This is a genomic window from Paraburkholderia sp. RL17-368-BIF-A (genome assembly GCF_046054045.1).
In the GTDB taxonomy this organism is placed as follows: domain Bacteria; phylum Pseudomonadota; class Gammaproteobacteria; order Burkholderiales; family Burkholderiaceae; genus Paraburkholderia; species Paraburkholderia graminis.
Window position 1 is genome coordinate 271,722 of sequence record NZ_JARESN010000005.1, and the last position, 14,215, is coordinate 285,936.

Here is a 14,215-nt window from a genome sequence, read left to right on the forward strand (position 1 = left end):
ATGCGTCCTACCGCGCCATCTGCGAAGCCCAACATAAGCTGACCGCTTCAGGCTTTCGCCATCATCCTCACATCAGGCCAGGCATCTAGCGCGGGACATCACCGGGCGCGCCGTCAAAGCGGATGCGCGCGGCATGGATCTCCGGATAACGGCGATCGGCCCAATCGATGAGCGCCGCCATCGGTTCCAACAGGGATTGGCCTAGTGCGGCCAAACGATATTCGACGGTCGGCGGCCTCGTTGAAAAAACATGGCGAGTGACGAGTCCGTCGCGCTCGAGATCGCGCAGTGTCTGAGTCAGCATGCGCTTGGAAATGTCCGGGATGGCCCGGTGAAGCTCACTGAAGCGCTGCGATCGCGTCGCGAGCTCCATGACCATGAGCATGCTCCATTTGTCGCCGATGCGGTCCAGCACGTCGCGAACCGCGCAGTGTGCCGGCTGGGCGTCGGCCAATTGACGCTGATATCGGCTGAATCTGTCGATCGCATTCTGGGACGTGCTCATTCGGGTTCCCTTTAACTCTTCTGGTAACAAAAAACTGCCTCCTTACGATGGAAGGCAGAGGTCTCTATGATAGACCTGCCCTCAAACAAAGACCGTTCACCACTCCTACGGACCTCTGGGCCGGGCGTGTGGTGGAGTCGCAGGATACTAATTTCAGGAGAAGTACATGTTTCTGGTTATGGGAATCACGGGACGCGTAGGCGGGGCAACGGCGCAACATCTTTTGGCGCAAGGGAGGAAAGTCCGGGCGCTGGTCCGCAATCGCGAGAAGGCGGCGAATTGGGCGGATCAGGGTGTGGAACTGGTCGACGGCGACTGGAATGATGCGGCCGCCGTAGAGAGGGCGCTCGAAGGAGTCGACGGTGCATTTGTCATGCTGCCGGCGGTCTGGGCCCCGTCGCCGGATTTCAGGGAAGCAAAGAGCGTGATCGCGAACTATGTCGAAGCGCTGGCCAGGGCAGTGCCGCCGCGGGTGGTTGTGCTGTCGTCGATGGGTGCGAACAGAACCAGCGGGCTAGGAATGATCACGGCCCTGTCGCTTCTTGAGGAGGGGCTGCGCCACCTGACGTTGCCGATCGCCTATGTGCGAGCCGGCGGGTTTTTCGAAAACTTCCTTTACGGCTTGCACGTTGCCCAGGACGGCACGCTACCCGTCTACTACAACCCGACGAGCCGGAAGTCGACCATGATCGCGACCGACGATATCGGCGCCCAGGTGGTGACGCTGCTGACCGGGCCGACGTGGTCCGGGCATCGCGTTGTCGAGCTTGGCTCGATGGTCAGCGCCGACGAAGTCGCCGCCCAACTGGGCGAAGTCTTGCAGCGCGACGTCAAGGCCTTTGCCATCCCGCGGGCCGGGTGGGCGGCGGCATTCGAACAGTTCGGCATTCCGAAGGGCCACACCGGACCCGCCGAAGCGATGTTCGATGCCGTCAACGCGGGCTGGATGGACCTCGGCGTTGCGGGCACCGAGCACGTCGCGGGCACGACATCGCCTCGCGATGTCTTTGCGGCGGCCTACAAGGCCACCACGGCATGAACAGAGTAGATCGTGTCGGCTCGTCGACCAGGCGGCCACACTGATGCTCGGCAGCCCTTCATTGGAGAAGGCAGAACGAATGTCCAAGTTTTCCTGGCGCCAGATATTACCTTTGGTTCTCGCGGCTTTTTTCGTCGTGGGATCACTCAGCAACATCGTCGCCCCGCGATCCATCTTCGAGGAATACCTGAAGTGGGGATACCCGCACTGGTTCCATTTTGTGACCGGTTCGCTGGAACTCATGACCGCCGTTCTGCTGGCGCGAGCACGGACACGGCTGTGGGGCGCGGCGCTCGGCTGCACCGTGATGTTGGCCGCGCTGGCAACCGTGACAGTGCACGGCGAATACGGACATGGGGTGGCGCCGCTTGTCGTGGCGATACTATCGATTGTTGTCGGCTGGATTGCCTGGCGCAAGCGGCTCGCTGCGGGTTCCGTGGTTGCCGCCTAAACCTTATGCGGCCCTCAAGAGCTTCAAGCAGCGTAGCTTGAAGCTCCGGGTAGTAAGGGTTTTTACCGACCTTGCGTGGGTTGCCTCGCACATCGAATCTGGCGGGCCAAACGTAAAGGTTGCCGCGTCGGATTACGGCGATTCGTGACCGTAAGCCCTTGTATGTACAAGGGTAATTTGTCCTGCTGCGCACGCTCGCGGCTCAAGCTGAAGTAAACCAGCTTCAAAGTTGGACGAAACTCGCCAACGATCCCTCCCTTCTTGAATTTGTCACCACCTGTCCATATAATTAGCACTCGTCGCACGAGAGTGCTAACAACTTCGCCGGTTGGCTCGGCCAGCCGGGTTTTCCAAGCGTTCTTCAGTCTCAATCAAGAGAGGAGTATGTATGAACCTTCGTCCTTTGCATGATCGCGTGATCGTCAAGCGTCTGGATCAAGAAACCAAGACCGCGTCGGGCATCGTGATCCCCGAAGCCGCAGCAGAAAAGCCGGATCAGGGCGAAATCCTGGCCGTCGGCCCGGGCAAGCGTGACGATAAGGGCGCACAAATCGCCCTCGACGTGAAGGTTGGCGACCGCGTTCTGTTCGGCAAGTACGCAGGCCAGACCGTCAAGGTCGACGGCAACGAACTGCTGGTCATGCGCGAAGAAGACATCATGGCCGTGGTCAACAAGTAAGCGCAAAGCGCTACTTACACGGTTATATCCAGAGAATTCAAGGAGTTAGAAGATGGCAGCTAAAGACGTCGTATTCGGTGATTCCGCCCGTGCCAAGATGGTCGAAGGCGTGAACATCCTCGCGAATGCTGTGAAGGTCACGCTGGGTCCGAAGGGCCGCAACGTTGTCCTGGAACGCAGCTTCGGCGGCCCGACGGTCACCAAGGACGGTGTGTCGGTCGCGAAAGAGATCGAACTGAAAGACAAGCTCCAGAACATGGGCGCGCAAATGGTCAAGGAAGTGGCTTCCAAGACCAGCGACAACGCAGGTGACGGCACCACGACCGCAACGGTCCTGGCTCAGTCGATCGTCCGCGAAGGCATGAAGTACGTTGCATCGGGCATGAACCCGATGGACCTGAAGCGCGGTATCGACAAGGCTGTGACGGCTGCAATCGAAGAACTGCGCAAGATCAGCAAGCCGTGCACGACCAACAAGGAAATCGCACAAGTTGGCGCGATTTCGGCAAACAGCGACTCGTCGATCGGCGACCGCATTGCTGAAGCAATGGACAAGGTCGGCAAGGAAGGTGTGATTACCGTCGAAGACGGCAAGTCGCTGCAAGACGAGCTGGACGTTGTCGAAGGTATGCAATTCGACCGCGGCTACCTGTCGCCGTACTTCATCAACAACCCGGACAAGCAAGTTGCCGTGCTCGAGAACCCGTTCGTGCTGCTGCACGACAAGAAGGTCTCGAACATCCGTGATCTGCTGCCGGTTCTGGAACAGGTCGCCAAGGCTGGCCGTCCGCTGCTGATCATCGCAGAAGACGTCGAAGGCGAAGCACTGGCAACGCTGGTGGTGAACAACATCCGCGGCATTCTGAAGACGGTTGCTGTGAAGGCTCCGGGCTTCGGCGATCGCCGTAAGGCCATGCTGGAAGACATCGCGATCCTGACCGGCGGCCAGGTCATCGCTGAAGAAACCGGCCTGACGCTCGAAAAGGCAACGCTGGCAGAACTGGGCCAGGCGAAGCGTATCGAAGTGGGCAAGGAAAACACGACGATCATCGACGGCGCTGGCGAAGGTGCGAACATCGAAGCGCGCGTCAAGCAAGTGCGCAAGCAGATCGAAGAAGCAACGTCGGACTACGACCGTGAAAAGCTGCAAGAGCGCGTTGCCAAGCTGGCAGGCGGCGTTGCAGTGATCAAGGTCGGCGCTGCGACCGAAGTCGAAATGAAGGAAAAGAAGGCACGTGTCGAAGACGCACTGCACGCAACGCGCGCAGCTGTGGAAGAAGGCATCGTTGCTGGCGGCGGCGTTGCGCTGATCCGCGCACGTACGGCGATCGCCGGCCTGAAGGGCGCTAACGCCGATCAGGACGCAGGTATCAAGATCGTTCTGCGCGCAATGGAAGAGCCGCTGCGCCAGATCGTCACGAACGGCGGCGAAGAAGCCAGCGTCGTGGTGGCGGCAGTTGCTGCTGGTCAGGGCAACTACGGCTACAACGCAGCGACCGGCGAGTACGTCGACCTGGTCGACGCCGGTGTCGTGGACCCGACGAAGGTCACGCGCACGGCACTGCAAAACGCGGCATCGGTGGCAGGTCTCCTGCTGACGACCGACGCAGCGGTTTGCGAACTGCCGAAGGAAGATGCACCGATGCCTGGCGGCATGCCCGGCGGCATGGGCGGCATGGGCATGGACATGTAATTTCGTGTCCGCTCCCCGGTTGGGCCTGGTCTACAGGCTCAACCGGGAGCTCATGCGAAAGCGCACCGCGAGGTGCGCCTTGCCAAAGAAAAACCCGCAGAAATGCGGGTTTTTCTTTGGCTTCGTGCTTTGGGTTCGCGCTTTCGCAGCGCGGCAGGGAAGGTCGCGGCAGCGTCGAAGGCGCCTGTGCGCGCGGAGTTGCATGGTTGAACTAAAGCCTGGATCGCGACGGCGGCCGCTCCCATCAAGCGGCTGGCTGACGCGCGGCGGCGTCAGCAACATGCTCCGCGTGCCCAGTTCGCAAGACGCGATACGGACTCGCGCGCCAGTCAATGTCTTGCTTCGCCTGGCGCCGCGTCCTTGCCGGCGGCCGGCGGCGTTTCGTCATCGCTGCCGCGAGCCCAGAAGAAGCGGTCCGGCATATACGCGCCCATGCCTGGCCGGAATGCGCTGCGTATCGCCTGATACAGATATTCCTGCGCTTCGCGAACCGCCTCCGCAGGCTCCTGACCGTTGGCGAGCAGCGCCGCGATCGCCGAGCCGAGCGTGTCGGTGATGCCCATGATCCGGTTGCTGCCGCGGTCCCACATGTCCTGACGCAACTGGCCGTCTTCGCTGAAAAGCGTATTGACGAGCCGGTGCGTGCCCGTTTCCGTCGACAGAATGTATTCGCAGCCATGCGACAGCAGATGCGAGATCGCCGCGTCGAGGCTCGGCGCTTCGGCGTCGCCGTCCGGTTGGGCGAGGGCGAGCAGCGTCGCGGAATCGGCGACCAGCAAGGTGGTTTGCGGCGCGAGCAGGTCGGCGATGGCTTCGCGAAGTTCGTCGGCGGCGAGCACGTGTTCGTCGTCGAGCGTGAAGTCCGGGGCGAGAATCAGCGGAATGTCGTCGTAATCCGCCACAACCTCGGCGATCGCGCTCACGACTTCGGCGCGCGTGCAGGCGCCGACCTTGAACGCCGCAATCGGCATGTCTTCGAGAAGCATGCGCGCCTGGGTGGCGACCACTTCAGGATCGAGTCCGTTGACCTCGTCGCAGGTCGCGGAATCGCGCACGGTGTAGCCGGTGAGCACGGAGACGCCATGACAACCCATGCTGGCAAGGGTCATCAGGTCGGCTTGCAGGCCTGAGCCGCCGGTGGGATCGGAAAGACCGAAGGTGAGGACGATCGGAGGCGTGTCGCTGGGCATGAAGATTTACGAGGAGCAGTATTTTCGGCGCATCAGGTGCGCAATTGGCTCAATTATGCGTCCTAAACCGGCGCGGGGGCGTTTTTTCGCACAGGGCGGTTCCCTGCCGCTTGCTGCCGCTCCCTGTTGCTTCCCGCCTGCCGCTTCCTGCCGCAACGCGCGCCCGCCGTGTGGCGCGGCGCCACATGTTGCGCCGCGTGATCCGCCCAGCGCTGCCCGCCGTCGTGAGCCGCCTGCATTGGGCGTTTGCCATTGCTAGGCATTGGGGCGGCAACACGGTACCATCATGGCTCCCGTTTCCCCGGACTTCACGACGCGACACAAGAATGGAATATCAAAGCTGGATGTGCCTGATTTGCGGCTGGATTTACGACGAAGAAGCCGGTTTGCCGGACGAAGGCATTGCGCCGGGCACGCGCTGGGAAGACGTCCCGATCAACTGGACGTGCCCGGAATGCGGCGCGCGCAAGGAAGACTTCGAGATGGTCCAGATCTGACATCGAAGTCGGCCGGCGGCGCTCGGCCAGAGTGTGGCATCGCGCCGGAACGTCGCCGTGCCGGCGGTGTCGCAATCACAAGCTGATATCGCCGGTATTGCACGGTGCATTGGCTCTTCAGCATTCGTCACTGGGCACGCATCGCCGCGCATTGTGGTTGCGCATTGTCGTTGCGCGTTTGTCATTGCGCATTTGTCACTGTTCAGTCGCCGGTTCCCGCGTTAGGCGCTCGGTCTGCGCGCAGCGCCAGGCGGCGGCCCGCCGACTTTCCGTCGCCAACTCATGACTCTTCGATCCGCAGCTCCCGTTTCCTTCGACGCATTGCCCAACCCGCGCGGCGGCGCCGTACGCCCCGCGGAGCTGGCGCTCGCTGAAGCGCTGCTGGCGTTCGAGCAGCACACTGGTTGCACGACCGCCCTGGTGCGCGTCTCGCACGCGTTGCGCAGCGCCGGCTGGCTGAGCGCCACGCGTTTCGCCGATGTGCTGGTGCGCCTTTCGCCGCTCGCGGCCGGCGATCCGGCCGAGGCCGAGAGCGTGCGGCCGGGCTTCGGCGCGGCGCTGCGCGATTTCCGGGCGGCGCTCGAGCGTCACAATCTGCGCGAACTTGCCTGTTCGCCCACGCTCTTCGATCACTACCGCGCGCTGTGCGCCCATCTCGGCGAGCACAGCGCCGCGTCGCCCGTTGCGTACGAAGATCTCGCGTTGACCGCGCGCCCCGTGCCGCCCGTGTCGTTTCACGCGCAGCCGGCCGAGCAGTTGGCGCATCTGCGGGCGCGCTATGAGCGCGCGCTGCTGCCGGTGCTGCGCTCGCAGCCGGACACGGGCAGCGCGGCGGCGCGCGCAGCGACGCAAGCCGCACTGGACGAACTCGACGCCGTATTCACCGAGCTGGCCGGTCCCGATCCGTACGATTTCTGGCGCCTCGCCAAGGCCTGCGCGCGCGCGTTGCGCGTCAGCGGGCGCGCGGCCGGCGAGCCCGACGCGCGGCGCTTCTACGCACGCTGCAACCTCGCGCTCGCCGACCACGCGCGCGGCATCGAACGCGCGCAGCGCTCGCTCGTGCGGGCCACGCTCGCGCTGCTGTGGCGCGACTACGCGCTGTTCGGCGCCGCCGCCGAAGACGCCGACCAGGTCGAGGTGCTGCACGATTACGGCTTGACGGTCGACTGGCACGTCGCGGGCACCCAGGCATCGGAAATGCTTTGGGAAGCCGGCGCGGTCGAGGCGCAATCGTTCAGCGCGCACACGTCGATGACGCGCGACCTCGGCGTGCTGAGCGTCAATGCCCATGCCTACGAAGACTTTCTGCAGACGGCGGACGCCGCCATCTCCGCGCTCGCCGAACACGCGCGCGCCGCGGACCAGCCGGAAAAGGCCGATCCCAGCGAAGCACTGCAAGCCGGCGACGCCGCGTACCGGCTCGGGTCCGCGGCTTGCGCATTGGGCCTTGGCCATGTCGCGCTGCTCGCGGATGCACTCGGGCTCGCATGGCGGCGTCGCGCGCACGCCGGGGTTTCGACGCCTGCAGTGCGCGCGCATGTGATCGTCGACGCGCCTGCGGCCAGTGCGCTCGAAAACGCCGCCGAGGCGTTGCGCGCGACGCTGCACAAGGTGGCCGCAGGCGTGGCGCCGCCGGCCAGCGGCGCGGCGCTCGCTGCGTTGACGCGGGCGATCGAGCAGGGCGGCGCGTGATCGAGGCGTGTGCGCCACGCAAGTGGGCAAGACAGCGTGCGGTTCGGGCGAGCGGCACGTAACCTGAACAGGGCGGCGCGTGATTCAGGCGCGAGCGGCAAGCAACTTCAGCAAGGCGCCGCGCTCGTCCCGCAGGCCGCATGAGAACCACGCGGCCAGGCCACGCCAACACCGCGCCGCGCAAGCCGCCGCGCACCGCGAATCGGCACCGTGGCAACGCGCGCGTGCGTGATAGAGTGCAACATGAATCGCCGTCGATGGCTCGCGGCACGCCGCATCACTCCGGCCGCCGCTCCACGCTGCTCAAAGCCCGCCATCCTGCACCGTCTTTGCTAAAATCCGAACTATGTCCAAGAGTACCGATCGCATCAATCTGACTAACCAGTTCCTGATCGCCATGCCCAACATGGCCGATCCGACGTTTTCCGGAACGGTGGTCTACCTTTGCGATCACAGTGAGCGCGGCGCGCTCGGCCTCGTGATCAACCGGCCGACCGACATCGACCTGGAAGCGCTCTTCAGTCGCATCGACCTCAAGCTCGAAATCGAGCCTCTTCTTCACGTGCCCGTGTATTTCGGCGGCCCGGTGCAAACCGAGCGCGGCTTCGTGCTGCACGATCCGAAAGACGGCAATACCTACACGTCGTCCATGTCGGTGCCGGGCGGTCTCGAGATGACCACGTCGAAAGATGTGCTCGAGGCGGTCGCAAGCGGCACCGGTCCCGAGCGTTTTCTGCTCACGCTCGGCCACGCCGGCTGGGGTGCGGGCCAACTCGAAGAAGAGATTTCGAAGAACGGCTGGCTCACCGTCGAGGCCGATCCGAAAATCGTGTTCGACGTGCCCGCCGAGGAGCGCTTCGAAGCCGCGCTCGCGCTGCTCGGCGTCTCGCTGTCCATGCTGTCGGGCGAGGCCGGGCACGCATGAGAGGCGCCGCATGAGCCTGCCGGGCGGACGCGAGGCGACGCTGCTCGCGTTCGATTACGGTGAAAAGCGCATCGGCGTCGCGGTCGGCAATTCGCTTACCCGAAGCGCGCGGCCGCTCGTCATCGTGCAGAATCGCAGCCGCGAATATCGTTTTGCCGAAGTCGGCAAGCTGATTGCCGAATGGAAGCCGGACGCGCTCGTGGTCGGCTTGCCGATGCATCCGGACGGCACGCCGCACGAAATGACGCAGCTCGCAAAGCGCTTCGGCAATCAGTTGAACGGCCGCTTCAATTTGCCGGTGACGTGGGTCGACGAGCGCTATTCGTCGGTCGAGGCGGAAGCGACCACGCGCGCCAACAAGGGCCGCGCCGATATGCTCGACGCCGAAGCCGCCAGCATCATCCTTCAGCAATATCTTGACGGACTTTCCGACACCCATGAGTTCCATTGACGCTGAAGCGCTATACCGCGCGCTGCTCGACCAGATTCGCGCCGCGTACGGCGACAAGCTCGGTGCGCACGACGGCGCCGACGGCGCCGTGCTGGCCGGCATTTACAGCGGCGGCGCGTGGCTCGCCGAACGGCTCGCGCGCGACCTGAACCTGCCGAGCTTCGGCGTCGTCAATGTCGCGCTGCATCGCGACGACTATGCGAAGAAGGGTTTGCACTCGCAGGCGAGCCCGACATCGCTGCCTTTTTCCGTCGACGGCCGCCGCATCGTTCTGGTCGACGACGTGCTGTACACCGGCCGCACGATTCGCGCGGCGCTCAATGAGCTGTACGACTACGGCCGTCCGGCGGCGGTCGAACTGGCCGTGCTCGCCGATCGCGGCGGGCGCGAGTTGCCGGTAGCGGCACGCTTTGTCGGCGGCGTGGTGGATGTGCCCGCTGACGCCACGCTCGTGCTCGCGCGCGACGAAAGCAGCAGCGCCGGTCAGCCGCGTTTCACGTTTCATACCGAAGCACGCGTCGATTGAGTGCAGATGCAAGTGCGGCTGCAAGTGCAGCAACAAGTGCAGCAACAAGCGCGGCTGCAAGTGCGGCTGCCAGCGCCGCTTCCAACGCCGCATCGCACCAACACGTTGAAGCCCGTATTTCAAGCAGGTAAATCATGAACACCGCCACCCAGGCTCCGCAGGATTCCGCCGATAGCGCCACCGAGCGCTTCCGTTATGGCTTCCTGAAGGGCAACCCGCAGCTCACGAAAAACGGCGAGCTCAAGCATCTGTTGTCGATCGAAGGTTTGCCGAAGGCGATCGTCAATCACATTCTCGACACCGCGAGCCAGTTCGTCAGCGTGACGGATCGCGAGGTGAAGAAGGTGCCGCTGTTGCGCGGCAAGTCGGTGTTCAATCTGTTCTTCGAGAACTCCACGCGCACGCGCACCACGTTCGAAATCGCGGCCACGCGTTTGTCGGCGGACGTGCTGAATCTGAACATCAATGCATCGTCGACGAGCAAGGGCGAATCGCTGCTCGATACGATCAACAATCTGTCGGCGATGCACGCCGACATGTTCGTCGTGCGTCACGCTTCGAGCGGCGCGCCGTATCTGATCGCCCAGCACTGCGCGCCGCACGTGCATGTGATCAATGCCGGCGACGGCCGTCATGCGCACCCCACGCAGGGGCTGCTCGACATGTACACGATCCGCCACTACAAGAAGGACTTCACGAATCTGCGTGTGGCGATTGTCGGCGACATTCTGCATTCGCGGGTCGCGCGCTCGGACATTCATGCGCTGACCACGCTCGGTGTGCCGGAAGTGCGCGCGATCGGTCCGCGCACGCTGCTGCCGGGCGGCCTCGAACAGATGGGCGTGCGCGTGTTCCACAACCTCGACGAAGGGCTGAAGGACGTCGACGTGATCATCATGCTGCGTCTGCAAAACGAGCGGATGAGCGGCGCGCTGTTGCCATCGGCGCAGGAGTACTTCAAGAGCTGGGGCTTGACGCCCGAGCGGCTCGCGCTCGCTAAGCCGGATGCAATCGTGATGCACCCGGGCCCGATGAACCGCGGCGTCGAAATCGACTCGCAGGTCGCGGACGGTCCGCAATCGGTGATCCTGAATCAGGTGACGTTCGGCATCGCGGTGCGCATGGCGGTGATGGGGATTGTCGCGGGCAATAACGACTGATTCGCGGCTCGAACACTCGGCAAACGAACGCGGCAAACGAACGCGGCAAACGAACGCAAAACCTTCGCCGAACCCGGCTGAAACAACTAAGGCAGCGCATGAAGATTCACATTGAAGGCGGCACGCTGATCGACCCCGCAGCGGGCTCCGAACAGCAGCAGGACGTTTTTATCGCGGACGGCAAGATCGTCGCGCTCGGCAACGCGCCCGCCGATTTCGAGGCGACGCAAACCATCGACGCCCGCGGCTTGCACATCGCGCCCGGTCTGGTCGATTTGTCGGCGCGTCTACGCGAGCCTGGCTTCGAGCACAAGGCCACGCTCGAATCGGAAATGGCCGCGGCGCTCGCGGGCGGCGTGACGAGCCTTGTGTGCCCGCCGGACACCGATCCCACGCTCGACGAACCCGGCCTCGTCGAAATGCTGAAGTTCCGCGCGCGCAATCTCGATCAGGCGCACGTGTATCCGCTCGGCGCGTTGACCGTCGGCCTCAAAGGCCAGGTCATCACCGAAATGGTGGAGTTGACCGAGGCGGGTTGCATCGGCTTTTCGCAGGCCGACGCGCCGGTGGTCGATACGCAGGTGCTGATGCGCGCGCTGCAATACGCAAAGACATACGGCTTCACCGTGTGGCTGCGTCCTGTGGACGCGTATCTCGGCAAGGGCGGCGTGGCCGCGAGCGGCGCGCTGGCGTCGCGGCTCGGCCTTTCGGGTGTGCCCGTCGCGGCGGAAACCATCGCGCTGCATACGATCTTCGAACTCGTGCGCGTGACGGGCGCGCGGGTGCATCTGTCGCATGTGTCGTCGGCGGCGGGCATTGCGCTGATGCGCGAGGCCAAGGCCGAGGGCTTGCCGGTTTCGTGCGACGTCACGGTGAATCACGTCCATCTGATCGATCTCGACATCGGTTACTTCGACGCGCAATTCCGCCTCGATCCGCCGCTGCGTCAGCAGCGCGATCGCGAAGCGATTCGCGCGGGTCTCGTCGACGGTACGATCGACGCGATCTGCTCTGACCACACGCCCGTCGATGACGACGAAAAACTGCTGCCGTTCGGCGAAGCCACACCGGGCGCAACGGGCCTCGAGCTGTTCCTGTCGCTGACGGTGAAATGGGCCGACGAAGCCGGCGTGCCGCTCGCGAAGGCGCTCAACCGCATCACGGCCGCGCCGGCTCAAGTGCTCGATCTGGACGCGGCTGGCCGCGTCGCCGTGGGCAGCGTGGCGGACCTGTGCGTGTTCGACCGTCACGCACATTGGCGCGTCGAGCCGCGCGCGCTGAAGAGCCAGGGGCATAACACGCCGTTCCTCGGCTACGAACTGCCGGCGCGCGTGCGTGCGACCATCGTGTCGGGTCGCATCGCGTTCGAACAGCGTTGATGTTGCGTTGATGTTTGCGCTGATGTTCGCGGCATGACTCAGGCATCGACACGTACTGACTTCGCATTGACCGCAGCCACCGCATCGACCCGCCAGGAAAAGCTCCGACCATGAAGCTCGCGTTACGCAAGGCCCGTCTCATCGTGCATCTGCTGCACGGCATGTGGATCGTCGCCACGCGTTTTCCGAAAGCCGATGCCGACCGGCGTCACGCGCTTAATCGCGCGTGGTCGCTGAAGATGCTGCGACTGTGCGGCATGCGCCTCGTCGTCCATAACGATGGCGCGCGGCTCGATCGCGGCGCGCTGGTGGTCGCCAATCACATTTCGTGGATCGACATCTACGTGATCAACGCATGGCGGCCGACGCCGTTCGTGTCCAAAGCGGAAATCCGGCATTGGCCGCTGGTCGGCTGGCTCGCGCAGCAACTCGATACGGTGTTCATCCAGCGCGAGAAACGCAGCGACGCGAAGCGGATCATGCACGAGTTGTCCGACCGCTTGAGCGCCGGCGAACTGATGTGCGTGTTTCCGGAGGGCACGACGTCGAATGGTCTCGAGTTGCTGCCGTTTCACGCGAACATGTTTCAGGCGGCGGTGTCGGCGTCCGTGCCGGTGCAGCCGCTGTGCATCATGTATGAAGACGCGCATGGCCGGCAGTCGACGGCGCCTGCCTATATCGACGATCTTTCGCTCGCCGACTCGCTCAATCTGCTGCTGCGCGGCGGCCCGTTGACCGCGCATGTCTACGTGTGTGAGCCGCTTCCACCTGGCGCCGACCGCCGTGCTTTGGCGGCGCAAGCGCAGGGCGCCGTTGCGGCCGCGCTGCGGGAAATGCAGGGCGGTGCGGCAACGAGCGGCGCACTGGTTGTCGAGCGCGTGGAGTCGTCAGCGAGCAACGAGACGCTGATCGAACCGGTCGATCAGTCCGGCCGCTCGCCAAGCGTCTGAGCGTCTGAGCGTTTTTCGGACGAGCGCTGTCTAGTTGCCGCCGCGCGCGCGGCAGTTCTCGCATTCCACTTGAGTGAGCGTGCGCTCAGCGGGATTCGCCGCAAGCCGCACTGCTGACAGTTTCTCGCCCCACACGCAGCCCGAATCGAGCCCGATCAGGTTGTCGCGCAACGTCAGACCAAGCGCGGCCCAATGGCCGAATACGACGGTGACGTCCGCGGTCTTGCGCCACGGCACGTCGAACCACGGCATGCAGCCAGGCGGCGCGGCGTTCAGGCCACCGCTGCTGCTGAAGTCCATTGCGCCTTCGGTGTTGCAGAAGCGCACCCGCGTCAACGCGCTGCAGGTCACGCGCAGCCGCTCGATGCCCTTCAATTGCGGCGTCCATAAACTCGGCTCGTTGCCGTACAGACCGGCGAGCGTTTCCTTCCAGTTCGGCGCGCGCAGCGCGCGCTGCAATTCGTCGGCGAGTTCGAGCGTGAGGTTCACGTCCCATTGCGGCACGACGCCCGCATGCACCATCAGCATGCCGTTCTCGTAGTGGGCGATCGGGCGATGACGAACCCATTCGAGCAGATCGGCGGCATCGGGCGCCGAGAGAATGTCGTCGATGGTGTCGCCTTTTTTCGACTTGCGAATGCCCGCCGATACCGACAGCAAATGCAGATCGTGATTGCCCAGCACCGGCACCGCGCGATCGCCGAGCGCGATGATGTCGCGCAGCGTCGCAAGCGACTCGGCGCCGCGGTTGATCAGGTCGCCCGCGAACCACAGCGGCGTGCCGGCGGGAGGCGCGGCCTTCGCGAGCAGTCGCTGGAACGGCGTGCGGCAGCCTTGCAGATCGCCGAAAGCCAGAGGCACGGGCTGCTGCTGCGAGATTGGCAAAGCGGGTGAAGGCGCGGTTGACGGTGTCATCGACGAAATGTTGGCGGTTCGATACGCGCGGCGATGCAGGAGGCGTGCCGCGTTGGGGCGGTGCAGCAAAAGAGCGTGACATAATAGCCCGTTTGCAGCGCCGGCATCGCGCGGTGCGGCGGCCATGACGTGTGTGCCGAGCGGTCGAAGGGCCACTGCGCGG

The 14,215-nt window shown here is 64.1% G+C and carries 15 protein-coding genes; 12 read left to right on the top strand and 3 right to left on the bottom strand.

Translation table 11 applies throughout. The annotated features are described in order from the left end of the window. Positions 1 to 85: 85 nt before the first annotated feature. Complete coding sequence (locus P0D87_RS11675) at positions 86 to 505, bottom strand: winged helix-turn-helix transcriptional regulator (RefSeq protein ID WP_053857607.1); 420 nt, start codon at positions 503 to 505, stop codon at positions 86 to 88. 166 nt (positions 506 to 671) lie between these two features. Here P0D87_RS11675 and P0D87_RS11680 point away from each other — a divergent pair, with 166 nt between their 5' ends. From P0D87_RS11680 to groL, 4 genes are all read left to right on the top strand, one after another. Continuing rightward, a complete protein-coding gene (locus P0D87_RS11680; RefSeq protein WP_053857608.1) occupies positions 672 to 1,544 on the top strand; it encodes an NmrA family NAD(P)-binding protein in 873 nt (290 codons plus the stop codon). 79 nt (positions 1,545 to 1,623) lie between these two features. After that, positions 1,624 to 1,995 carry a DoxX family protein gene (locus P0D87_RS11685; RefSeq protein ID WP_006047750.1) on the top strand — a complete coding sequence of 124 codons (372 nt, stop codon included), beginning with the start codon at positions 1,624 to 1,626 and terminating at the stop codon, positions 1,993 to 1,995. A 388-nt stretch (positions 1,996 to 2,383) separates the two neighbouring features. Further along, positions 2,384 to 2,674, top strand: coding sequence for a co-chaperone GroES (gene groES / locus P0D87_RS11690; RefSeq protein ID WP_006047749.1), 291 nt, complete (start codon positions 2,384 to 2,386; stop codon positions 2,672 to 2,674). A 52-nt stretch (positions 2,675 to 2,726) separates the two neighbouring features. Then, complete coding sequence (gene groL, locus P0D87_RS11695) at positions 2,727 to 4,367, top strand: chaperonin GroEL (protein ID WP_053857609.1); 1,641 nt, start codon at positions 2,727 to 2,729, stop codon at positions 4,365 to 4,367. Between the two features lie 329 nt (positions 4,368 to 4,696). On the opposite strand, the gene P0D87_RS11700 is transcribed toward groL, so the two are convergent. Then, positions 4,697 to 5,557 carry a hydroxymethylpyrimidine/phosphomethylpyrimidine kinase gene (locus P0D87_RS11700; RefSeq protein ID WP_006047744.1) on the bottom strand — a complete coding sequence of 287 codons (861 nt, stop codon included), beginning with the start codon at positions 5,555 to 5,557 and terminating at the stop codon, positions 4,697 to 4,699. A gap of 326 nt (positions 5,558 to 5,883) precedes the next feature. Between P0D87_RS11700 and P0D87_RS11705 the strand changes: the two genes are divergently transcribed. From P0D87_RS11705 to P0D87_RS11740, 8 genes are all read left to right on the top strand, one after another. After that, entirely contained in the window at positions 5,884 to 6,054 is a 171-nt protein-coding gene (locus P0D87_RS11705; protein WP_006047743.1) for a rubredoxin, read from the top strand. Between the two features lie 282 nt (positions 6,055 to 6,336). Then, positions 6,337 to 7,746, top strand: coding sequence for a FimL-related protein (locus P0D87_RS11710; protein ID WP_053857610.1), 1,410 nt, complete (start codon positions 6,337 to 6,339; stop codon positions 7,744 to 7,746). A 346-nt stretch (positions 7,747 to 8,092) separates the two neighbouring features. Further along, the gene (locus P0D87_RS11715) at positions 8,093 to 8,671 is read left to right on the top strand and encodes a YqgE/AlgH family protein (RefSeq protein WP_029971036.1); all 579 of its coding nucleotides are present in this window, start codon (positions 8,093 to 8,095) and stop codon (positions 8,669 to 8,671) included. 10 nt (positions 8,672 to 8,681) lie between these two features. Beyond that, positions 8,682 to 9,122, top strand: coding sequence for a Holliday junction resolvase RuvX (gene ruvX / locus P0D87_RS11720; RefSeq protein WP_006048660.1), 441 nt, complete (start codon positions 8,682 to 8,684; stop codon positions 9,120 to 9,122). Next, positions 9,109 to 9,648, top strand: a complete 540-nt coding sequence (gene pyrR / locus P0D87_RS11725; RefSeq protein ID WP_053857611.1) for a bifunctional pyr operon transcriptional regulator/uracil phosphoribosyltransferase PyrR — start codon at positions 9,109 to 9,111, stop codon at positions 9,646 to 9,648. The genes ruvX and pyrR overlap by 14 nt, the downstream gene beginning before the upstream one ends. Before the next feature lie 134 nt (positions 9,649 to 9,782). Continuing rightward, entirely contained in the window at positions 9,783 to 10,808 is a 1,026-nt protein-coding gene (locus P0D87_RS11730; RefSeq protein WP_006048658.1) for an aspartate carbamoyltransferase catalytic subunit, read from the top strand. A gap of 98 nt (positions 10,809 to 10,906) precedes the next feature. Then, entirely contained in the window at positions 10,907 to 12,187 is a 1,281-nt protein-coding gene (locus P0D87_RS11735) for a dihydroorotase (RefSeq protein ID WP_053857612.1), read from the top strand. A gap of 110 nt (positions 12,188 to 12,297) precedes the next feature. Next, entirely contained in the window at positions 12,298 to 13,137 is an 840-nt protein-coding gene (locus P0D87_RS11740) for a lysophospholipid acyltransferase family protein (RefSeq protein WP_053857613.1), read from the top strand. A 30-nt stretch (positions 13,138 to 13,167) separates the two neighbouring features. On the opposite strand, the gene P0D87_RS11745 is transcribed toward P0D87_RS11740, so the two are convergent. Next, positions 13,168 to 14,052 (bottom strand): symmetrical bis(5'-nucleosyl)-tetraphosphatase, encoded by an 885-nt coding sequence (locus P0D87_RS11745; protein ID WP_053858962.1) that lies wholly within the window; start codon positions 14,050 to 14,052, stop codon positions 13,168 to 13,170. Between the last annotated feature and the right edge of the window lie 163 nt (positions 14,053 to 14,215).